Source organism: Streptomyces sp. NPDC048643 (assembly GCF_040650615.1).
Classification (GTDB): Bacteria; Actinomycetota; Actinomycetes; order Streptomycetales; family Streptomycetaceae; genus Streptomyces.
This window is the reverse complement of sequence record NZ_JBEZHO010000040.1, coordinates 37450-60369: the sequence shown is the minus strand read 5'-3', so window position 1 is coordinate 60369 and position 22920 is coordinate 37450. Positions and strand designations below refer to the sequence as shown.

The following is a 22920-nucleotide window of genomic DNA, read 5'->3' as shown; positions in this document are numbered from 1 at the left end:
ACGGGAGAGGGTCTGACCGCGGTCCGGGGCGGCTATTGCCGGGCGAGGTGCATGCGCATCTCGCTCTCGGGATCGGTGATGAGGTCGCCGGACATGTCGATGGTGACGGTGTGGAGCGTGCCGGTGAACCGGAACGGCGAGTGGTACTCGGCGGTGACCGGATGGCCGGGATTGGCGCCGCAGGTCATGTCGCCGGGGTTGAACATGATCGGCGTGGTCACCGGGAACTCGGCTTCCGCGACGAGCCGGCGATCGATGTAGAGCTGCGCGACTCCTGGTGTGCCCTTGCCGTGGACGAGGTCGGGCTCACCTGTGGGCTGGAATTCGAAGCGCAGTTCGTGGCGACCGGCGGGCACCGTGTCAGGCGTCGAGACGGTGTGGAGAGCCCGGGAGAGGTAGTTGTGGACGTAGGCCAACCTGCCGTCCTTGATGTAGAAGCTCCAGCCGCCGGCCCCCGAGCCCTGGCACATGAGAACGCCCTCGGCACCTTCGTCGGGGAGGTCCACATCGGCGGTGACGCTGTGCGGGCGGTTGAGGATCCGGGGCGCGACGGACGACGGCAGCGACTGGGTCCCGGGCCGGAAGGTGTAGCTGGTCCGCTCCTTGCTGATCTGGGGCCGCTCGACGACCATCCGGGCCAGGGTGCTGCTGTCGATGGGCAGCACCCCGTACTTGCCGGCTTCGCTGTACCAGAGCGTCACCAGCTCGGTGAGTTTGTCGGGATGCTCGGCGGACAGGTCGCGGGTCTCGGCGAAGTCCTCGGCCACGTGGTACAGCTCCCAGGCGTGCGCATCCAGCTGGGAAAGCGTGTCGGCGGTGATGGGTGTGCCGAACGGCTGCTCAGCCTCGCTGAAGGACTGCCCCGGCCACGGGCATACGGCGCGCCAGCCGTCGTGGTCGATGGCACGGTGCCCGAGCATCTCGAAGTACTGCGTGTGGTGCCGTGTCGGCGCGTTCGGGTCGTCGAAGGTGTGGGCGAAGCTGACCCCGTGCATCGGGGACTGGGCGACGCCGTTGATGGTCGCGGGCGGTTCGATCCCCAGCGCGTCAAGAATGGTCGGGGTCATGTCCACCAGGTGGGCGTACTGGGTGCGCACCTCGCCACGGGCCTGGATACCGGCGGGCCAGTGGACGAGGAAGGGATCGCTGGCGCCGCCGCGGTAGGTCTCCCTCTTCCAGCGGCGGAAGGGGGTGTTGCCCGCCCAGGTCCAGCCCCACGGGTAGTGGTTGAAGTGGTCGGGACCGCCCAGCTCGTCGATCGCCCTGATGCTCTCCTCGATCGGCTCGGCGGCGTTGTTGAAGAACTGGGCCTCGTTGGTGGTTCCGGTGACGCCGCCCTCGGCGCTGGCCCCGTTGTCGGAGACGACCATGATCAGCGTGTTGTCGAACTCGCCGATCTCCCTGAGGTAGTCCAGCAACCGTCCGACCTGATGGTCGGTGTGGGACAGGAACCCGGCGTAGACCTCCATCATGCGGATGGCCAGGCGGCGCGCGTCGGGAGTCAGCGAGTCCCACTCGGGGACGTCCGGGTCGTGGCGGGACAACACCGCGTCCGGGGGCGCCACGCCGAGCCGCTTCTGGTTGGCGAACGTCTTCTCGCGGTAGGCGTCCCAGCCGTCGTCGAACACCCCCTGATAGCGGTCCGCCCACTCCCTGGGCACGTGGTGAGGGGCGTGCGTGGCCCCGGTCGAGAAGTTGAGGTAGAACGGCTTGTCCGGGGCGGCCTGCTTGGCATCGGAGATGAACGTCATCGCCCGCTCCGCCAGATCCTGCGTGAGGTGATAGCCCTCTTCCGGGGTGGCCGGTGGATCGACCTGGTGATTGTCGCTCACCAACTCCGGGTAGTACTGGTCGGTGTCGCCGCCGAGGAAGCCGTAGAACCGCTCGAAGCCGCGGCCGAGCGGCCATCGGTTGTACGGGCCGGCCGGAGATCCCTGCTCCGAGGGCATCAGGTGCCACTTGCCGATCATGTACGTGTTGTAGCCGTGCTGGAGCAGGATCTCCGAGATGAACCCGTTCTCGAAGGGGATGTTGCCGTTGTAGCCGGGGAACCCCGTGGCCATCTCCGTGATCGCCGCCATCGCGTTGGAGTGGTGGTTCCGGCCGGTCATGATGCACGAGCGCGACGGCGAGCACAGCGCCGTGGTGTGCATGTTGTTGTACAGCAGACCCCCGGCGGCCAGCGAGTCGAGATGGGGCGTCCGGATCGGGCTGCCATAACACCCGAACTGCCCGTACCCGGTGTCGTCGAAGATGATCATCAGTATGTTCGGCGCACCCGGCACCGCCCGCGGCTGCTCGGGCCAAGCCGGACTGGACACATCGGCGGTCCGCCCGATCACTCCGGGAAAGGCACTTCCGGACTTGTACTCGTTGACCGGCATGGTGAGTCCTCCTCGTCCGACCCCGCCGTGCATCGGCCGGGCAGGTGGGACATGGTGCGGCGGAGCGGCCGGCGCTCAGGAGGCAACCTCTGGGATCGTGCGGGACGTTGGCCTGCCGCGCCTTCGCCGGGGAGCCGGGCCGGCCAGGGGCCCATGCGGCGCACGCACCTGCGCGTCGCCCGTGGCACAGCCCTGGTCGGTCCACGCCGAGTGTTCGGCACGCTGCGCAAGGAAATCGTAGGTCCGGCACACGGCGGCTGCCACCGGGGCGGCCCGTGGGGCGGCCGCACACAGACGGCCCTCCGCTCACCCTCCAAGAACCGCTGTGCGGGACGGGAGTACTGCCGTCACGCGCGCCATTGCCGCTCGCCGAGGGCGAAGACGTCTCATCGAAGTCGGCGCGAGTCCGGTCGCGGGCTCGGTGGAGATGTCACGGCACGGCTCACCGTGGTCCCGGGTCCGGAACCGGTGACGGCGTGGGCGCAGGAGTGAGGCGCAGCGACAGCACGTAGGAGATCACCACCGCGACGATGACGAGCGGCATCACGGTGACGCCTTCCGTGCCCAGCAGCAGCGTGGCCAGAAGGACGGCCGTCATCGGCAGCTTCAGCATCGCGACGCACATCGCTCCGACGCCCATCGCGAAACCGGACGTCACGTCCAGACCGGGGAGATGGGCCATGGCCAGTCCGACGGCGGCGCCCACGAACATCGAGGGGAAGACCGGTCCGCCGCGGAAGGCGCCGAGGGAGAGGCTGTAGGCCAGCGCCTTGCAGACCACGAGGATCACCAGGGTTCCGGCCGTGTATCCGGCCTGGTCCGCCAGCAGCGGGCCGAGCGCGCTCTGTCCGGAGTACATCACTCCGGACGCCGCCTTGCCCGTCCACTCGGCGTACACCAGGGCCACCACTCCCACGAGCGCGCCGGTCAGGACGGTGAGCGGAATCCGTCGGCGATCGACATGGGCCTGGAGAAGAAGCGCGGGCCGGCGGATCGCGGCGCCGAGAAGGGCGGCCGCCACGCCGATGGCGACCGCCCAGCCGAAGCCGGCGATGTCGGGGCGGTCGGCGTGCGGCACGTGAGGGATGACCAGGGAGTACGTGCCCAGACCGGTCCAGGACCCCAGTCCGGTGAAGATCAGTGCGCCCACCCCGGCCGCGAGCAGCCCGGGCACCAGGACGACCCCCATCATCACGCCGCCGATGCCGGCGGCCTCCATCAGCAGGAACGCGCCGAGCAAGGGGGAGCCCAGCAGCGTGCTCACAGCCGCGAAACTCCCTGCCGCGCCCAGTACGGCGATCGCGTTCGGCTGCACGTCTCGTTTCAGGGACCGGATCGAGAACACGGCCAGGCCACCGCCGAGCGCGATGAGCGGCGCCTCGGGTCCGAGGACCACTCCGGCGCCCAGGGACGCCACCGCGGCGAGTGCGATTCCGGGGAGTTCGGCCGCCGAAGGCGCTCCCTTGGCCACAAGACCCTCGGCCGGCTTGTGTCCCCCCTCCCCCGGCAGGTAGCGGATGCTCAGCGCCACCAGCAGTCCCGCCAGGGCGAGCAGCGGGATCGGCCACCACGAGGGCGTTGTGTCGAAACCCAGGCCGCGAGGCAGGTCGGTGTAGGTGAGGGACTGAAGCTCGGAGACGAGTGCGAGGAACCCGAAGGCGACCGCCGAGATCGGGATGCCGAGAAGGGCCGCGAAGACGAGCAGGACCGCGTACTTGCGGCTGCGGACGAGGGCGAACGGATCCGGTGGTGTCGCTGCGGACGGCCCGACGGGGGTGGCCGACATACTCATGGTCTCCTCAGCGTCGGAAGCCGCCCGCGCACGTCGATCGACAGGCCTCAGCCCGTCCTACCACCGCACCACGGCGTGCCGGCCGCACCGGGTCCGTGACTGTCCGGCGATTCACCGAATGTCGTTCCGACAGCCCAGCCCGTCGGAGCGGATCAGCGCTTCTCCAGAGCAGGGGCAGGCCTCCTCGACCCCGCCGAGGGTGCCGGTCACCGGCCTCAGTAGCCGGTGCCGCGCTTGACCTGGTCCCGCTCCACCGCCGTGGTCGCACCCTTGTGGTCCAACGTGGCGCACGCGTCGGCGATGTCCTGGGTCAGACGGTCGATCTGTTCGCGGCTCAGAGTCTCCTTGGCCAGGGCCCGCAGGATCTTCACGCGCTCCGCGTTGGGCGGGAGCGTGTACGCCGGCACCATCCACCCACGCTCGGCCGAGAGCTGCCAGGCGATGTCGGACTCGTCGTAGGCATGCTCGCCGGCGAGGCGGAACGCGACCAGCGGCAGCTGTTCGAGGTCGCTGCCGATCACTTCGAAACGGCCACTGCTCAGCAGGTTGGCCGCCAACGCGCGGGCGTTCTTCTGCATCGTCTCCATGACGTAGGTGTAGCCCTGGCGCCCCAGCCGCACGAAGTTGTAGTACTGCGCGAGCACCATCGCCGAGCCGGTCGAGAAGTTCAGCGTGAACGTCGCGTCGGTCTTGCCCAGGTAGTTCTCGTAGAACACGAGGTCCTGGGCCAGGTCGGTCTCCTCGCGGAAGATCAGCCAGCCGACGCCCGGGTAGACCAGCCCGTACTTGTGTCCCGACACGTTGATCGAGCGGACCTGTTCGAGCCGGAAGTCCCATTTCGAGTCCGGATACAGGAAGGGCCACACGAAGCCACCGCTGGCACCGTCGACGTGGATGGGGATGTCGAGGTCCCGCTCCTTGCGAATGTCCCGCAGGAGCTTGTCGATCCCGACCACGTCGTCCTTGTGACCGGTGAACGTGGTGCCGAGGACGGCGACGACACCGATCGTGTTCTCGTCGACGTGGGGCTCCACGTCCTCCGGACCGATCGTGTACTTGTCCTCGGCGAGGGGCACGATCCGCGGCTCGACGTCGAAGTAGCGGCAGAACTTCTCCCACACCACGTGGACGTCGCCGCCGAAGACCAGGTTGGGCCGGTCGATCGACAGGCCCGCCGCCTGGCGGCGCTCCCGCCACTTCCACTTCAGCGACAGCGCGCCGAGCATGATCGCCTCGGACGAGCCCTGGGTCCGGCAGCCGGTGGTCTTGCCCGGTGCGTGGAAGAGGTCGGCGAGCATGCGCACGCAACGCTGCTCGATCTCGGCGGAGATGGGGTACTCCGCGTGGTCGATGAAGTTGCGGTGGAGGTTCTCGGCGATGATCCGTTGCGCCTCCGGCTCCATCCAGGTGGTGACGAACGTGGCGAGGTTGCGCTGCGGGTCGCCCTCCAGGGCGAGATCCTCGCCCAGCAGTCTCATGGCGTCCGTCGCGGTCATACCCTCCTCGGGGAACGTCTTCGAGGGAGCGGGCTCGGTCAGGAAACGGTTTCCGAACAGGGTCCCAACGTCTCTTTTCGTCATGCGACGATCCCATCTCTTCGCGATCGGGAGCCGTGCGCAGGACCTCGGGTCGGTCCGGGGATGCGCAGGAACGGCATACCTTGAGGACGTCTGAAGGCGGCCACTCTCCTGTCCACGTCCGAGAGTTGCGAGCCGCTGTACAGCGTGGACGGCAGTCCGCAGCCCTTGTGCGCCAGGCCCTGTGCGGGCTCGTCCACCGTCCCGGCTCACCGGCCGGGCCGGTGCCGTGCGTCTGCTACGCCTTCGCTTCGTCGGACCGTGCTGTCGACCACTTGAGTTCGATCTCCAGCTCGATCTGGTCGTCTCCCACCTCCACCTCGACCTCGCTCAGCAGCTCGTCGGGAATGTGCACGCTCAGCTTGCCGGGGCCGAGCTGGAGTTCGGCGCGGCCGCCATGGCGCAAGGCGTCCGCGAGTGCCGCGAGCTGGTCGGCGGCTTCGAGGCGTGTCAATGACCGCTTCTGCTCGAATTCGAGGTCCTTCACGGATGTCTCCCGATCCGGTAGGTAAGCCACATACCAGACCATTGTGAGGCCGTGTGCCGCGGACGGCACACTCACGTCGCGCAAGCCTTCCACCCGGCCCGGGAAGCGCGGACCGGCCGTGACGGCGCAGCCACCGCAGGGTCGGCCGGGCGACAGGGCCCTTCACGGCCTGTGCGTGCCCGCGCGGCGGAGGGCGACCCGCCGCCAGACCGCACGCTGGCAGCGGAGCGTGGCCGTCCCGACGACGATCAGCACGACGATGTTGACCATCAACTGCACGAACGAGCCCCAGGCCTCGCTCCCACTGCTGAAGGCGACGGAGACCGCGATGTCGGCGGCCGCCGGAATGGTCGTGACGGAGATGAACACGCCGAGCAGCGCGCTCGTCTTCGCCTCGGTGAGCGAGATGACACCGACGATTCCGGCGAGGCCCGCGACGGCGAACGAGAAGAAGTTGGGCGTGTTGATCAGCTGGGAGACGGGTCGCACCCCCAGCCTGAAGGCTTTTGACTCGAAGTCACACGCGCGGATCAGCAGGGCGAAGAGGAAGGTCGTGACGATGGCCAGCAGGAATCCCAGGAACAGGGCGCGAAGTCCCTGACGGATGCGCGCTCCGTTGTGCCGGTCGATGCCCAGCGCGACGCTGACGATCGCCCCGTACTCGGGACCGACGACCATGGCCGCGACGATCAGGATCTGCGAGTTGGTGACGATCCCCACCGCGCCGATGAGCCCTGCGATGACCAGGTAGAGGTAGAAGCTCGGCGCGTACGTCCCCTCGGATCGGATCCGTGCCTCGACCTGATCCCAGACGGGCGCGTGCGTACGAGTCCCGAGTTCGCGTGCCGCCTTGGCGCTCCCGCCGACGAAGGCCATGTCGACCGGCTCGATGACGATGGAGCCCCGGTCGTCCAGGTGCAGGGCGCGCAAGGCGCGCAGGACCTCGTTGGCGGCGCCGGTCAGGACGTCGCAGACGATGCCGTCGCCGTCCGGGTTGCGCGCCGCACCGCGCTGCACGATCAGGTTCAGGACCGAGGGGTGGCCCGAAAGGAATTCGACGACCGGGCCGGTGAGGTCCGACGGGCTCACCGCACGGACATGGATCAGGTCCAATCCGAAACCTCCACCCGACTCAGTGCACCGGCGCGCTGCCGACCCTGGGCAGGATCCCTCACGGGGAACCACCCTCCACGGCAACGCCGCGCGGTGTTGCGCCAGTCTGAGAGTTTCGAGGAGAACCAGGCTGTTGGTGCTCTGTCGGCACAACAGGCACATCCGGTGGTCCAGGCGGATAGTGAATCCTAAGATCACTCTGAACTGGGGATACACATGGATCGCTACCCGCCCATCGCAGAGCACGGTCTCATAGGTGACCTGCAGACCTCCGCGCTGGTGACCTCGCGCGGTGTGGTCGACTGGTTCGCCGCTCCCCGCTTCGACTCCCCCAGCATCTTCGCCGCGCTGCTCGACCACGACCGCGGCGGCTACTTCCAGATCACCTCGGCGGATCCCGACGCCAGTTGCAAGCAGTTGTACTACCCGGACACGGCCCTCCTCGTCACCCGCTTCATGTCCCCCGACGGCGTGGGCGAGGTGATCGACTGGATGCCGCCGGACACCGGCCGCGTCCCGACCGACCGGCACACCCTGATCCGCGTCGTGCGCACGGTGCGCGGGACCGTGCGCTTCGACATGGAGTGCCGTCCACGGTTCGACTACGGCAGGGCCACCCACGATCTGGACCTGCGTCCGGAGGCCGCTGTCTTTCGGGCGCCCGGTATCTGCGCGTACGTCCAGGGCACCTTCCCCCTGGAGCGGGACGGCGACGATCTGCGGGGTTCCGTGACGCTGGACGTCGGCGAGACGGCAGCCGTCGTACTGACCGTCTGTGACGCCGACGGCGAGGCGCCTCCGCCTCCCACCGTCGACGGGATCACCCAAGAGCTGTGGGACGCCGCCGACTTCTGGCAGAAATGGGTGCACGGCTCCAACTACCGTGGGCGGTGGCCGGACATGGTCAACCGGTCCGCGATCACTCTCAAACTGCTCACCTACCGGCCGACGGGCGCACCCGTCGCCGCCGCCACCATGGGTCTGCCCGAGCAGGTCGGCGGCGAGCGCAACTGGGACTACCGCTACACCTGGGTCCGCGACGGCTCGCTTTCCGTGCGCGCCCTGCTCGACCTCGGCTTCGTCGAGGAGGCCACCGACTTCACCCACTGGCTGGGAGACCGGCTCCGTGAGTCGGCGGGCAAGGACGGCGAGCCCCTGCAGATCATGTACCGGGTCGACGGGCAACCCCTCGTGAGTGAGGAGATCCTCAGCCACCTGGAGGGCTACCGCGGCTCCGCGCCCGTCCGGCTCGGGAACGCCGCGTCCGACCAACTGCAGCTCGACATCTACGGCGAAGCCCTCTATGCCCTGTCCGAGGGACACGAGGTCGCGAGCCAAGCCGGCTATCAGGGCTGGAAGGTGCTCAGCAGGACGCTGGACTGGCTGGCCGACACCTGGGACCGGCCCGACGAGGGCATCTGGGAGACCCGCGGCGGTCGCCAGGACTTCACCTACAGTCGCGTCATGTGCTGGGCCGCTTTCGACCGCGGCCTGCGTCTGGCCGCCGACTTCAGGCGGCCGGCCGACACCGGGCGCTGGACAAAGGCACGCGACGCCATCCTGCTGCAGGTCATGGAACACGGCTGGAACGACGAGGCCAAGGCGTACGTCCAACACTACGGCGGAGACGCGGTCCTGGACGCCTCGCTGCTGCTGATGCCCCGCGTCGGGTTCGTCGCCCCGCGCGATCCGTCCTGGCTGTCCACCCTGGACGCGATGGACCGCACTCTCGTGTCGGACAGCCTCGTCTACCGGTACGACCCGGCCGCCTCACCGGACGGTCTGCGCGGCTCCGAGGGCACCTTCAGCCTCTGCACCTTCCTCTACGTCGACGCACTCGCCCGGGCCGGTCGGCTGCGGCCCGCCCGGTACACGTTCGAGAAGATGCAGACCTACGCCAACCACGTCGGCCTGTTCGCCGAGGAGGTCGGCCCCAGCGGTGAGCAACTCGGCAACTTCCCGCAGGCGTTCACCCACCTGTCGCTGATCATGGCGGCGAGCACATTGGACGAGGCCCTCGACCGGCAGCGCGACTGACAGTCCCGTGCGACGCCCATGGCTCGCCGGGCGTCGTCACGCCGGAGCGCGTTGTCGTGGCGATCCGGTGCACCCCGCGAGCAGGGACGCCGATGCTCGGTCCTCCGTGCCATCGCGCCCTTGGGCCTTCCACAGGCCACCAGGTATCCGGTGAACCCGATCGCGTTCCTCCGACGCGGTGGTACGCGACGTTCCACCACTCCGACGACACCAAGGTGGCCGACATGGCCGACGACCAGCAGTACGACGTCATCATCATCGGCACCGGAGCCGGCGGCGGCACGCTCGCCCACCGCCTCGCCCCCACCGGAAAGCGCGTCCTGATCCTCGAACGCGGCGGCTATCTCCCCCGCGAACGCGACAACTGGGAATCGACGGCCGTCTTCGTCAAGGGCAAGTACCGCGCCCCGGAGTTCTGGTACGACAAGCACGGCGAGCAGTTCCCGCCCGAGGTCAACTACTACGTCGGCGGCAACACCAAGTTCTACGGCGCCGCCCTCTTCCGGCTGCGCCCCGAGGACTTCGGCGAGATCCGCCACCACGGCGGCATCTCCCCGGCCTGGCCGATCGGCTACGACGACCTGGAGCCGTACTACACCCAGGCCGAACACCTCTACCTCGTGCACGGCCACCACGGCGAGGACCCGGGAGAGGGACCGGCCAGCGCGCAGTACGCGCATCCGCCGGTGCGGCACGAACCGCGGATCCAGCAGCTCAGCGACGACCTGGAGAAGCACGGCCTGCACCCCTTCCACCTGCCGATCGGCGTCAACCTCACCCAGGACGCCGAGGGCGGTGCGGCCAACGGGAGCGTGTGCATCCGCTGCAACCGGGTCGACGGATTCCCCTGCCTCGTGCGCGGCAAGGCCGACGCCGAGGTGATCTGTGTGGAGCCGGCGCTGGAGCACGACAACGTGAGCATGGTCACGGGCGCCAACGTCCGGAGGCTGGAGACCGACAGCACCGGGCGGACCGTCACGGGCGTGGTCGCGGAGATGGACGACGGCTCGGAGGCACACTTCCGCGGTGACATCGTGGTGGTCGCCTGCGGGGCTGTGAACTCCGCGGCGCTGCTGCTGCGTTCCGCGAACGAACACCACCCGGGCGGTCTCGCCAACCGTTCCGACACGGTCGGCCGCCACTACATGCGGCACAACAACCTCGCGCTGATGGCGGTTTCGAAGGAGCCGAACGACACCCAGTTCCAGAAGACCCTCGCCCTCAACGACTGGTACCTGGGCGCGGACGACTGGGATTACCCGCTCGGCGGGATCCAGATGCTCGGCAAGTCGGACTCCGACCAGATCAAGGGCGAGGCACCGCGATGGGCCGGACTCGCGTCACCCGACATGCCGTTCGAGGTGCTGGCCCACCACGCGGTCGACTTCTGGCTGTGCGGGGAGGACCTCCCGCAGCCCGAGAACCGCGTGACGCTGGACGACGACGGTGACATCCACCTCGCGCTGGACGAGAAGAACAACATCGAGGGTCTCAAGCGGCTGCAGCACAAGCTGCACGGCATGCTGAGCAAACTCGGCATGCATCCGCACCACCTCCTCCCCCACAGCCTCTACCTGCACAAGGGAATGCCGATCGGTGCCACCGCGCACCAGGCCGGCACGGTCCGGTTCGGCACCGACCCGGCGGCCTCCGCGCTCGACGTCAACTGCAAGGCCCACGACCTCGACAACCTCTACGTCGTGGACACCAGCTTCTTCCCGAGCATCGGAGCGGTGAATCCGTCCCTGACCGCCATCGCCAACGCCCTTCGGGTGGGCGACCACATCACGGAGCGGCTCGGCTGAAAGGGAACGCGGCCCCGGCGGCTCCTACCGTGACGGCTCGCCGGGGGGTGTCAGCAGGATGGCGATGTCGCCGTCGTCCGGCGACAGCGTGGTGGTTTCGGTGGCCGCGGTGAGCCGACCGTCCGGCTTCACCAGGAAGAGCACTTCGTGCCCGGCCGGGACGGCCTCCTCCACCCGGTGGGTGACGATGCGGCCGCCCTCCTCGTACCGTTGAGCGAGTTCGGGGCGGTTGAGGCCCTCGCCGAACAACGACTCGCTGCCGGTGTACGGGGCGACGACACCGTGGCTGCGGGTCGGAGGTGCCAGCCGGTGAACGGGCCCCTCCACGGTCTCCTTGAGGGTCATGTACGCGAGGGCGTTGAAGTCGTCCTCGTCGGTCAGCAGGAGGACGTCGGTGATGCCCTCCAACTCGGCGCCGGCGCCCGTGGCGGCCGCGAGCAGTTCGCCGGGCGCCAGATCGAGTCCGGCGTCCTTGATGCTGCGACGCTCACGGTCGAGCCCTGCCCACATCAGCACGTCCAGGCCTGCCGAGCGCAGCGCCCGTCCCAGTTCGATCACCCAGGGGTCACCGCCGACCAGGAGCGGACGTGAACGCGCCGAACGTCGCACATCGAGCCACCGGGCCACCGGGAGCGCCGTCAGGCCGTACACCATCACGGTGGCGACGATCACCACGAAAGTGGCGGGGAGGATCTTCTGCGCGCCACCGATACCGGCCTGGACGAGGGAGACGGAGAAGGTGGAGGCGGTGGCCGCGGCGACGATGCCGCGCGGAGCCATCCAGCCGATGAACCACCGCTCGCGGAACGGGACATCGGTGTGGGCGGCCGAGAGCAACGCCACGAGGGGTCTGACCACCAGGACGAGCGCGGCGACCAGGCCGAGCGTCGGCAATGCCACATGGCGCAGCGACTGCGGGGTGACGGTGGCCGAGATCGAGATGAACAGCACACCGATGATGAGCGAGACCATCGTCTCGAAGAAGGGCCGCCGAGCGGGAATGTCGAGTCCCGGGAGGTTGGCGAGCGCCATCCCCATGACGACGGCGGCGATGAGTCCGGTGTCGTCCCGGAAGGCGTCGCAGAGCGCTGCCACCAGTACCACCGCGGCGAGTTGCACGGTCGTGGCGAGCACCTCGTCGAGGGTGAGACGGCGCAGCAGCAGCCACAGGAGACCCGCGCCGACGGCGCCGCCGGCCAGCCCGACCGCGATGCTTCCGCTGAACTTGCCGAGCTGACTGCCCAAGCCGTGCTGTGCGCCGGCCAGCACGCCGTGGAAGACGAACGCCCCGAGGATGCCGCCGATCGGGTCGATCAGCGAGCCCTCCCAGACGAGGACCCGTTGCAGCCTTTCGGTCGGTCGCACGTAGTTGAGCAGGGGCCCGACGACGGTCGGACCGCTCACGACGAGAATGGCGCCCAGCATGACGGCCGCGCCCCTGGACATGCCGACGATGGGGATCGCGAGGAGCGCGGCGGCCACCCAGGTGACGAGCGCGCCGAGCCAGATCAGCCGGACCACGATCCGGCGGGTGTGGCCGGTGAGGCGGCGCAGGTTCAGACCGAGGCCGGCGTCGTAGAGGATCACCGCGACGGCCAGCGAGACGAGGGGTGAGAAGGTGGCGCCCAGGAGCTTCTCGGGGTTGACGTCGTCGGTCAGCGCGCCCGCGACGAACCCGGCCGGCAGCAGGAGAAGGATCGCCGGGAGCCGCAGCAGGCTCGCCACCAGCTGGCAGCCGACCGCGAGGCCCACGATCAGCCCGATGCCGAGCAGGATCTCGCTCGATGTCACTGCGTCCCCTTCTGGTGTGCCGTCCTGACCGACCGGGTCACGGTGACCGTCGGCCGTCGTCACCGCTCATTCGGCACCGTCCTCTTCGGGAACGGGTTGCAACACGCCCTTCGTGTCGAGCCGGTAGAGCACCACCAGGGCGGGGGCGATGAACACGAGGGCGACGGCGGCGACGATGAGCATCCACTGGAGCGGTGCGCTCGCGCCCGCGGCCTGCTGGACGGTCAGCGAAGTGGGCACCAGGTAGGGCCGCTGGGCGAAACCCCAGGCGGCGATCAGGAGCGCCACGACGGCCACGGAGCTGTACCGTGCCCAGCCCGCGGCCGGGCCGGAGACGAGCCACGCCGTCACCGCCAGGGCCACCGCGGCGACGATGACGAGGGCGAGTCCGGTGCCGTGGGTGAGCCCGTGGTGGACGTAGCTGGCGTGCGGATCGGTCACGGTCAGGCCGATCACGACGAGGACCAGCAGCACGGCGGCGGCGATCCAGGCGCGAAGCCGGAAGTAGCCGACGAGGTCGTGGGCCTCGAAGCGGCGCGCGTCGGCGACGAGGAACGCAGCGCCGAGGAAGGCGGTCGCGGCGACGGTGACCAGACCGGCCATGATCGAGGTGGTGTGGGCCCATACATCGGCCGAGGCGGTGGTGCCGGGGGCGACCCGCCCCGATGCCACCGCGCCGATCGCCGCGCCCAGGAAGAACGGCGTGAGCAGCGAGGAGATCGCGAACACGGCTCCGTAGACGCGGCGTTCGGCGAGGCGACGAGTGGGCTTTCGCAGCGCGAAGCCGGCGCCGCGCAGGACCATACCGACGGCCGCCAGCGCGAGCGGGAGCCACAGGGCGGTGAACACCGTCTGGAAGAAGACCGGGAAGCCGGTCCACATGAGGACCAGGATGAAGATCAGCCAGACGTTGTTCACCTCCCAGACGGGTGCCATGGCGTGGTCGATGAGCCAGCGGGGGCGTTTGCCCCGATCGGCGCCACCGGCCAGCAGGTCCCAGAAGCCGGCGCCGTAGTCCACGCCGCCGCTACAGGCGTAGGCAGCGACGGCGAGCAGCAGGATCCAGGCGACGACGGTGGCGGTCACAGGTCGCTCCCGGGTGCTCGGTGGTCACCGGGGGCGGCCGCGGCGACCGGCTCCGGGCGCGGGCCGTACGGTGTGTCCGACTCGGGATCCTCGGCGTGTTTGGCGGCAGAGCCCGCTGCGGCGTCGGTGAGGCGCCAGCGAGTGCGCATTTTGAGCAGCACGGTGAGGAAGGCCCCGAAGACGAACACGTAGACCGTGACCATGATGCCGAACATGGTCCACAGCGAGGCGGCCGCCGTCGGGGTGACCGCCTCGGAGACCCGCATGTTCTGGTAGACGATCCAGGGCTGACGGCCTACCTCGGCGGTGATCCAGCCGCACTCCACCGTGATCACGCTGGCGACCCCGGCGACGGCTGCGCAGCGGAAGAACCATCGGGACGTCGGCAGGTCCCGGCGCCGCCACCAGCACCAGGCATACCAGAGGGCGAGTACGATCAGCAGGCTGCCGATGGTCACCATGATGTCGAAGGCCCAGTGCGCGATCGTCGCCTGGGTCACGGTCGGGCGATCGGAGGGCGGCACCGACGTCAGCCCGGTCACCTTGGTCTTGGGACTGAACCCGGCGAGGATGGAGTCGAGTTGGGGGATCTTGACTCCGCCCTTGATGCTCCCGTCCTCTTGGAGGCGGCCGAACATGTACTCCGGTACATGGGTGTCGGTCTTCCAGACGAGTTCCGTCGCCGCGAACTTGACGGGCTGCTTGTGGAAGACCGCCCGCGCGATGGCGTCACCGAGCACGAACTGCACGGGGGTGAGGATCGCCGCGACGGTGAACGGCACGGTGAATCCCAGACGGTGGTAGCGGTCACGACGGCCGCGCAGCCATCCGACCGCGTACACGCCGGCCACCACGTAGCCCGCCGTCAGGAACATCGCCACCACGAAGTGCCAGTACTGCGGGCCGAACATCGGTGTGAAGATGGCCTGTTGGACGTTGACGTCCACGGGCTTCCCGCTCGCGTCGAGGCTGAAGCCGTGCGGGGTGTTCATCCAGGAGTTGGCGGCGATGATGCCGAAGGCGCCCATCAGCGCCGCGAACGGCAGCGGGACAGCGAGCCAGAAGTGCGTCCTGGGCTTCAACCGGCGCCAGCCGTAGAGGTAGATGGCGATCAGGATCGCCTCAAGGAAGAACGCCCACGCCTCGACGCCGAAGCCGAGACCGAAGACGTCGCCCCAGCGGCCCATCATGCCGGGCCACAGCAGGCCGAACTCCAGTGACAGGACGGTGCCGGTGACGATGCCGACGGCGAACTGGACCGCCATCACGGCCGACCAGCGCCGGGCCAGCAGCAGCGCGACCGGATCGTTCTTCCGGAGGCCCCGGTGGTGCATGACCAGGGTGATGAAGGGCAGTGCGACACCGAACGGCACGAGCATGATGTGACAGCCCAGGGTGAAGGCCATGAGTTCTCGTGCGGGCAGCAGCTGCGCGGGGGTGTTCGCCAGGAAGTGTGCGGCGGTGTTCATGCGGGCCTCGGTGGTTCGTGCCGGTCGACGGGGTCGGCCGCTGGGCCGGACGGGGAGGTGACAGGCACGGCGGCGTGGGGAACCGCCGCCGTGTAGGCGCGTTCGCGGCGTGCTCCGGAGGCGAAGACCACCGCCCAGCTGAGCAGCGCGCCGATCCTGCTGCGGAATCCGGTGAGGAAGGCGATGTGGATGAACAGCCAGATCAGCCAGCCGATCAGTCCCGAGGCGTGGAAGCGGCCCATCTTCACGACGGCCCGGCCTCGTGAGATGTACGCCGCGCTGCCGAGGTCCAGGTAGCGGAACGGACGTGGCTTCCTGGTCCGGCCCTCCATGGAGTGACGGATCCGTCGGCCGGCGTAGGCGCCGCTCTGCATGGCGACCTCGGCGAGTCCGGGCAGCTTGTCCAGGCTCATCAGGTCGCCGACCACCCGGATCTCCGGGTGACCGGCGATGGTCAGGTCGGGCTCGACCTTGATGCGTCCGGCACGGTCCTGCTCGGCGCCCGTCGCCCGGGCCAGCGCCGTCGCCAGCGGTGGCGCCTCGACCCCGGCCGTCCACAGCACGGTTCGGGCTTCGACTCGCTCCGTGTCACCGTCTTTGCGGCGCACCGTCAGGCCGCTGTCGTCGACGTGGGTGACGATCGACCGCAGGTGCGTCTCGACACCGAGAGTGTCCAGGGTTCGGGCGGCCTTGCGGGACAGCACCGGGCCGAAGGCGCCCAGAACGCCGTCGGAGCCGTCGAAGAGCAGGACCCGTGCCTGGCCCGGGTCGATGGTGGAGAACTCCCGGTCGAGGGTGTGGCCGGCGATCTCCCGGATCTGCCCCGCGAGTTCGACTCCGGTGGGGCCACCTCCCACGAGGGCGAAGGTGAGCCACCGGGAACGTTCCTGCGGGTCCTCGCTCGCCTCGGCCCGCTCGAAGGCCCGGTAGATCTTGGTCCGTACGGCCAGGGCGTCGGCCAGCGTCTTCATGCCGGGCGCGTACGGTGCGAACTCGTCGTGTCCGAAGTAGGACTGCCGTACGCCGATCCCCACGATCAGGTCGTCGTAGGGAAGTTCCAGCGCGTCCCCGTCCGTCGGCTGTGCGTGGACGACCTGCCTGGCCACGTCCACGTCGGTGGCCGTGGCCTGCAGGCACCGCACTTGCGGGTGGCGGCGCAGGACGGCCCTCAGGGGCTGGGCGATCTGGCCCTCGGAGAGGATGCCGGAGGCGCACTGGTACAGCAGCGGCTGGAACAGGTGGTGGGCGCAGCGGTCGACCAGCGTCACCGCGACCGGGGCGCTGCGCAGGGCCCGCACGGCGAAGAGGCCGGCGAAGCCACCGCCGAGGATCACGACTCGGCGAGGGGTCACGTGGTCTTCCACGGTGTGATCAGCCTCCGGTGGCGAAGCCGGGGAAGAGCGTCATCCCGCCGTCGACGAACAAGGTGGTGCCGACGACGTAGTCCATGAGATCGGAGGCGAGTACGGTCACGGCGGTCGCGATGTCCTCGGGCTCGCCGACCCGCCGGTAGGGGATCAGCCGCAGGAGGTCCCGCTCCGCCTCCGGGGTCTCCCAGGCACTGCGGTTGATCGGGGTCTTGATGGCGCCGGGCGCGACGGCGTTCACCCGGATGCCCTTGGGGCCCAGTTCCTGCGCCAGCGTCTGCATGAGCATCAGGACACCGCCCTTGGACGCGGCGTAGTTCGCGTGGCCTGACCAGGGGATGATCTGGTGGACCGAGCTCATGCAGACGATCTTTCCCGCGGAGCGGGACACCTCCGACACGACGCCCCTGCGGACGAACTCCTTCGCCGCCTCCCTGGCGCACAGGAACTGGCCGGTGAGGTTCACGTCCAGCACCTTCTGCCACTGTGCCATGCTCATCTCGGCGATGGGGGCGTCCCGCTGCAGCCCGGCGTTGGCCACCATGATGTCGATCGTGCCGAATTCCGCGACCATACGGTCGACCATCGCGACGACCTGGTCCTCTTGCGAGACGTCGGCCTCGTGCGCGTAGGCCTGAACGCCGTGGGACTTGATCTCGGCGACGACCTCTTCGGCCGCCTCGGGACCGAAGACGTAGTTCACGACCACGTCGGCACCGGCCCGGGCCAGTCCGATCGCCGTCGCCTTGCCGATGCCGGAGTTGGCTCCGGTCACCAGGGCCTTCTGTCCGCGGAGAATCTGCGGCACCGGCCGCTGCCCCGCGCCCACAGCTGAGCTCACTGCTGTCTCCCGTCGTTCGCCTCGACTCTGCGTCGATGGTCAACACTCGTCGGCGGCAGCCCGGGCGGACGGCTGGCGCGCCGCGCTCATCAAGGGGACACGGCTGTGCCCCCCTGAACGGCGCAGTGGGCCGGTGACCGACTGCCACGGACGCCGAGGCGGGTGACCGTGTCGGCCGTCCCCCGGCCTACCCGGACGGCTCAGCCGACCCGGGCTCTGCCCAGCCGTGACGGACGGCGTGTCCGCCGAGCTGCATCCGGGTCTGAACTCCCGCTACGTCCATGAGGCGGCGTAGGCGTCGGTGCAGCGTCCGTGGGGACAGGCCGAGCTGTGTCGCGACCGTCAGGTCCGTCACTCCGGCCAGCAGGAGCGCGATGATCCTTCGGTCGAGGTCGGTCGGTCCCTCCGGGCCCAGTTCGACGATGGATCGGGCTTCGTCGCCGGTGGCCGGCAGTTCCAGCGGATGGGCGGTGCGCCATACGGTCTCGAACAGGGTGTCCATCGCGTCCAGGAGGCCGCTGCGGTGCAGCAGTACCGCCCCGGGTTCTCCGGTCGGCGTGGTCGCGAGCGGGACGAGGCCGAGTTCGGCGTCGGCCAGCATGAGTTTCATGGGGAGTTGGTCGGCGACGCGCAACCGCACACCGTTGCGCAGGGAGTCGATCGCGTCGTGGATGATGCCGGGCTCGGCCAGCACGGCTCTGTCCAGCACAGCGCGGAACCGCACGCCGCGACCGAGGGCCATGGGTTCGGCCGTGTTCTCCTCGGGCGGCAGGGCGACGAACGGTGCGGTGATGAAGGTGCGGACCTGGGTGCGGGCCGCCTGCTGTACCTGGAGGTAGCGATGGCGGATGGCGTCGGCGCCCGTGACGACCTCGATCAGGTCGTCGATGCTGCCGGCGGTCGTGGCTGCCCGGTGTTCCTCCGCGAAGGTCACCAGCGCGTGCTCGGCCGCGCGCAGCCCGTCCCGGCGTTGGCTGATGAGGGCGCCGAGCGCCATGGCGGGCGGCGCGGCGGTGAACCGCTCGTCCGCCGACCTGATCACCAGTCCCCAAGCGACCAGGCGAGACAGGGACTTGTCGGCCTGAGCCTGCGTCAGGGCGAGCAGGTCCGCCAGCAACGTGGCGGTGGAGTCGGGCCGTCCAAGGAGGGCCCGGTAGACCTGCTCGTCATCCGGTTCGAGGCCCAGAACATCCAGCATCGGCGACCGACTCTCTTCCGCTTGTCGCAGCGGGGAGAGTATGCGCCATGGCGGCAGACCTTGAATAGCCCCTGGTGGGAGCAGGTGGGACGGGTGGTGCCCCGGGGAGTCGCCTCCCCGGGGCGAGGTGGTGCGGTTCATCGCAGGCCGTACGCCCGGACGATCTCGTTCTTGACACCGAAGCCGCTGCTCGTCCCGGCGCTCGCGCGGATCGAGAGGAAGCCACCCGGCTTCTTGGCCGTCCTGAACGATCCCTTCCAGTAGCCGCCCGCGCCCTTTGTCAGGCTCACCTTCTGCCAGGTCGCACCGTCGTCGTAGGAGACGTCGAGCTTCACCGTGGTGACCTTGCCGGGCACCGTGCCGCCGTCCATCGACACCGGCTTGAGGCCTATCTCCTGGGCCGTGTTGGCCTTGACGTCGCCGTGCAGGTCCGAGTCCAGTTTGTAGTTCAGGTTCAGTACCGAGAAGGGTTCGAAGAAGTCCGAGTCGACGGTGTCGGACAGGAACGTCCACTCCGTGTGGGTGCGTGTCGACAGCCGGAAGACGTCACCGGGCCGCTCCGCGTCGAGGACGGCGCGGTAGGGCAGCCTGCCCGCCGGGACCTCCTCCCACTGCATGTCGCCGCTGTTGGGGTTGTCGTAGATCCGTGTGTCGCCCTGGAAGATCTGCAGGTGCGACGGTGTCTCGCCCCACGGCAGATAGCCGCCCAGCCGCATGGTGTCGCTGGCGGAAGCCCAGGCCTGGACATTCCAGGTCATGTAGTTCTGCCAACGGGAGTTGTACACACCGAAGGACTCGCTCTGCCCGGGCCGCGTCGCCGGAGCGAACCAGTCCAGACGCGTGGTGGTGCCCTTGGAGTAGGTGTTGTCTCCGGACACCATCGACCACGGCAGGGATCCGTCGACGCCCTGTGTGTGGAACTCCCTCCAGACCTGTCCCGGAGTCACCCACTCGGTGCGGGTGCCCGGGTGCCACTCGCTCTCGGGAAGGTTGAACGACGGGCTGAGGGTGAAGTCGGAACGGTAGCCCTCCGCCGACTTGCCGTCCGTGGCCGAGTAGTAGCGGGCGTCGATCCGGGCCAGATCGCCCTTGGTGGGCTTGTAGACCAGGGCGCGGTTCGGCACCTGACCCGGGTAGTCGCGGGTCAGGTCGTAGACGAACGGCGTGTACTGGGTCTGCTTCACCGTCAGCTTCAGAATGCCGGACCTGGCCATCGCGATGAGCGTCCGGCCGGCGTCGCGGTGCACGGTGGCGACCGGGATGGCCGCCTCGCCGACGTACTCCGTGAGAGCGCCGGCATCGTCGTTGACGACGATCAACGCCTTTGCGCCGGCCGCGACCGCGGCCTCGGCGCGCTCCTGCGGCGAGACCTCGTCGCTGCGCCTGACGACGGCGAGCTTGCCCTTCGCCTTGATCTTCTCGTAGGCCGCAGCCGCTCCGTTGCCCGCGTAGACCACGTCGCGCCGGTCGGTGGCAGTGCCCAGTGCGCTGCCCGGCTGCACCAGTGCGTCGAACCGGAGGCGGCCGCCGAGCGCGCTCAGAGCGAGTGGCGGCTCGCCCTTGCGCCAACGGGTGGTCAGCACGAACTCGCCGTGCTTCATCGGCATCGTCGGCGCGACGTAGACGTCGTCGTACGTCGGTGGCAGCACGTACGCGCTGCGGTAGTCCGTGTACGGGTCCTGGCCCTCGTAGTGGACGTTGAAGTCGACCTTGCGCTGGCGGTCCTCGGTGCGCTGGGGCGCCTCGGTCTGCAGCAGACGGGCCTTGCTCGCGTCCAGCACGACATCCGCGGGGCCGTCCTTGAGCGTGGTCTCCGGGTCGACCAGCACGGCCAGACCCGAGCGGTCCGCCTTCTCACCGGCCACGTCGAGGTATCCCGCGACCGTGTAGAGGCCGGGAGCCATGCGCATGGTGGTGTTGCCGTCGACGTAGACCGACCACGGCAGGGTGTCGCCGGCCAGGTTGATGTTGACCCAGCCGGAGGTGGGCTCGCCGTCCCGGCCGACCAGCTCGATGTTCAGGTCGTAGCGCTCCTCCTCCTTGAGCAGCGCCACGGACGTGCGGGTCACCGGCTTTCCGGTGGCGGCGTCGGTCGCTGTCACGTAGCCGACATGCCGTCCTACGGAGGCGGCTTGGGGATCCCCGGTCACCGGGACGGCGGCGGTGCCGCCCGCCGGTACGGTCACCTTGGCCGCGCCCAGGGTGAACGTGCCGTCCTCGTTGGTCAGGTCCAGGTTCAGCGTGACGTCGGAGGATCCGGTGTTGGTGAAGGTCAGGTCCTTGGTGACGGCCTTGTCGCTCGCCTCGTGCGGCCACGTGTGGTTACCGAAGAACAGCGAGCCGGTGGCGCGGACTTCGGTGCGCACGGCGGCGGCCACGTCGACGCGGCCGGTGCCGACCTCATACGGCGAATACCCTTCGCCCAGGCCCTTCGCCGTGCTCATCAGGTGTTCCTTGAGCTGCGCGCCGGTCCAGTCCGGGTGCCGCTGGGCCAGGATCGCCGCCGCGCCGACCACGTGAGGGGTGGCCATCGACGTGCCGCTGAGGGTGCGGTACATGCCCTCGCCGCCGTCGGTCATCTCCTGCGAGCGGGCCGCGGTGATGTCCACGCCGGGTGCCGAGATGTCCGGCTTCATGGCGCCCGAGGTGGCCAGCGGGCCGGTGCTGGAGAAGGACGCGAGCTGGTCCTGCTTGTCCGTGGCGGCCACGGTCAGTGCCGAGGCGGCCGCGCCGGGGGCGGAGATGCTCTCCGGGCCCGCGTTGCCGGCGGCGATGACGAACAACGTGCCGTACTTCGCGGACAGTGCGTCGACCGCCTGCGACATCGGGTCGCTGCCGTCCGTCGGGTAGGAGTCGCCGAGGCTCATGTTGACGACGTCGGCGCCGGATTCGGCGGCCCACTGCATGCCGGCCATGACCCAGGAGTCCTGGCCGTACCCCTCGGCGCCGCTGAGCACCTTGCCGACGTACAGGTCGGCGCCAGGAGCGACGCCCTTGTAGTCGCCTCCGGACGCGGCACCGGAACCCACGATCGTGCTGGCCACATGGGTGCCGTGCCCGTTGAGGTCGGTGATGGCCTCACCCGGCACGAAACTCTCCGTGCCGTCGATCACGCCGGCGAAGTCGGGGTGGTTGACGTCGATGCCGGTGTCGAGGACCGCGACCTTGACGCCCTTGCCGGTGTAGCCGGCCTTCCATGCCTCGGGCGCGCCGATCAGCGGCACGCTCTCCTTCAGGTTGACCTTCACGCGGCCGTCGAGCCACAGCTTCGCCACACCCGCGCCCATCGCCTTGCTGTCCCGCGGCGCGACGGTGTTCCAGAAGGTACGGGCCTGGGTCTTCCGGGTGCTGAGCACGGCACCGCGAATGCTCTTGAGCTTGCGGGTCAGCTTGCTGCCGCGAGGGGCCGTCGGCTCGACGGGCGCACCGGACTTGGACGTGCCGTAGGTCGCGATGAGCGGCACGGCGGCCGTCTTCGCGTCGTCGTAGCCCATCGCCACGAGGTCGGTGACGTTGAACAGCCGCCGGTCCAGCCTGCCCGCGCCCAACAGCGGGACAGCCTCGTCGGGAATGACGAACAGATCGCCGTCGACCGTCTGCATCTTCACGCCACCGACGGCGCTGTCGGGTCGGTCGACGTCGGCGATCTGCTTGCCGTCGGCCATCGTGGTGACCGTGACGACGTCGCCGGTGACCAGCGTGACTTCATGGGTCGCCGTGGGTTTCGCGGGAACGGGGGGCTTGCTCGGAGCGGCCAGTGCGGGCTCTTGCAGAACCGCGAGCCCCGACGCCAGCAACGGCGCCACGGTGGCGGCGGAGATCAGCCGCCAGCGTCTGCGTCGAGCAGCGGAGGACTGGGAGGGAGAGGACATGCCCTGGGTCTATCGGGCGGTTGAGGCCCCCGGGAAGGCAGGCCGCCGACAAGTCCTCGCCATGGCAGGGACTTGCCAGCCGCAAAGGGCGCCTATCCAGG

General features: G+C 69.2%; 14 protein-coding genes. 2 read left to right on the top strand and 12 right to left on the bottom strand.

Annotated features, from left to right (window positions below):
* Nucleotides 1-32: 32 nt before the first annotated feature.
* The 5 genes from AB0C62_RS30770 to AB0C62_RS30750 all read right to left on the bottom strand — a co-directional run bounded on the left by AB0C62_RS30770 (nt 33) and on the right by AB0C62_RS30750 (nt 7353).
* Nucleotides 33-2384 carry an arylsulfatase gene (locus tag AB0C62_RS30770; RefSeq protein ID WP_362978697.1) on the bottom strand — a complete coding sequence of 784 codons (2352 nt, stop codon included), beginning with the start codon at nt 2382-2384 and terminating at the stop codon, nt 33-35.
* A 442-nt stretch (nt 2385-2826) separates the two neighbouring features.
* Nucleotides 2827-4170 carry a chloride channel protein gene (locus AB0C62_RS30765; protein WP_362978695.1) on the bottom strand — a complete coding sequence of 448 codons (1344 nt, stop codon included), beginning with the start codon at nt 4168-4170 and terminating at the stop codon, nt 2827-2829.
* Nucleotides 4171-4391: 221 nt separating this feature from the next.
* Complete coding sequence (locus AB0C62_RS30760) at nt 4392-5756, bottom strand: glutamate decarboxylase (RefSeq protein ID WP_362978693.1); 1365 nt, start codon at nt 5754-5756, stop codon at nt 4392-4394.
* A gap of 235 nt (nt 5757-5991) precedes the next feature.
* Nucleotides 5992-6240, bottom strand: coding sequence for an amphi-Trp domain-containing protein (locus AB0C62_RS30755; RefSeq protein ID WP_362978691.1), 249 nt, complete (start codon nt 6238-6240; stop codon nt 5992-5994).
* Between the two features lie 162 nt (nt 6241-6402).
* Complete coding sequence (locus AB0C62_RS30750) at nt 6403-7353, bottom strand: DUF389 domain-containing protein (RefSeq protein WP_362978689.1); 951 nt, start codon at nt 7351-7353, stop codon at nt 6403-6405.
* Between the two features lie 216 nt (nt 7354-7569).
* Between AB0C62_RS30750 and AB0C62_RS30745 the strand changes: the two genes are divergently transcribed.
* Together AB0C62_RS30745 and AB0C62_RS30740 are read left to right on the top strand one after the other, a co-directional pair.
* The gene (locus tag AB0C62_RS30745) at nt 7570-9390 is read left to right on the top strand and encodes a glycoside hydrolase family 15 protein (protein WP_362978687.1); all 1821 of its coding nucleotides are present in this window, start codon (nt 7570-7572) and stop codon (nt 9388-9390) included.
* 224 nt (nt 9391-9614) lie between these two features.
* Nucleotides 9615-11195 (top strand): GMC family oxidoreductase, encoded by a 1581-nt coding sequence (locus tag AB0C62_RS30740; RefSeq protein ID WP_362978685.1) that lies wholly within the window; start codon nt 9615-9617, stop codon nt 11193-11195.
* A gap of 24 nt (nt 11196-11219) precedes the next feature.
* Here AB0C62_RS30740 and AB0C62_RS30735 read toward each other — a convergent pair whose 3' ends face one another.
* From AB0C62_RS30735 to AB0C62_RS30705, 7 genes are all read right to left on the bottom strand, one after another.
* Nucleotides 11220-12986: a cation:proton antiporter gene (locus tag AB0C62_RS30735; protein WP_362978684.1), complete on the bottom strand. Its 1767-nt coding sequence runs from the start codon at nt 12984-12986 to the stop codon at nt 11220-11222.
* 66 nt (nt 12987-13052) lie between these two features.
* Nucleotides 13053-14072: a cytochrome d ubiquinol oxidase subunit II gene (locus tag AB0C62_RS30730; protein WP_362978683.1), complete on the bottom strand. Its 1020-nt coding sequence runs from the start codon at nt 14070-14072 to the stop codon at nt 13053-13055.
* Nucleotides 14069-15541: a cytochrome ubiquinol oxidase subunit I gene (locus tag AB0C62_RS30725; RefSeq protein WP_362978681.1), complete on the bottom strand. Its 1473-nt coding sequence runs from the start codon at nt 15539-15541 to the stop codon at nt 14069-14071. Before AB0C62_RS30725 ends, AB0C62_RS30730 begins: the two co-directional genes overlap by 4 nt.
* On the bottom strand, nt 15538-16893 hold the full coding sequence (locus AB0C62_RS30720) for an NAD(P)/FAD-dependent oxidoreductase (protein WP_362978679.1): 1356 nt from the start codon (nt 16891-16893) through the stop codon (nt 15538-15540). Before AB0C62_RS30720 ends, AB0C62_RS30725 begins: the two co-directional genes overlap by 4 nt.
* Nucleotides 16894-16912: 19 nt before the next feature.
* The gene (locus AB0C62_RS30715; RefSeq protein ID WP_362978677.1) at nt 16913-17749 is read right to left on the bottom strand and encodes an SDR family oxidoreductase; all 837 of its coding nucleotides are present in this window, start codon (nt 17747-17749) and stop codon (nt 16913-16915) included.
* Between the two features lie 187 nt (nt 17750-17936).
* On the bottom strand, nt 17937-18947 hold the full coding sequence (locus AB0C62_RS30710; RefSeq protein ID WP_362978675.1) for a helix-turn-helix domain-containing protein: 1011 nt from the start codon (nt 18945-18947) through the stop codon (nt 17937-17939).
* 137 nt (nt 18948-19084) lie between these two features.
* Complete coding sequence (locus AB0C62_RS30705) at nt 19085-22819, bottom strand: S8 family serine peptidase (protein ID WP_362978673.1); 3735 nt, start codon at nt 22817-22819, stop codon at nt 19085-19087.
* Nucleotides 22820-22920 lie beyond the last annotated feature (101 nt).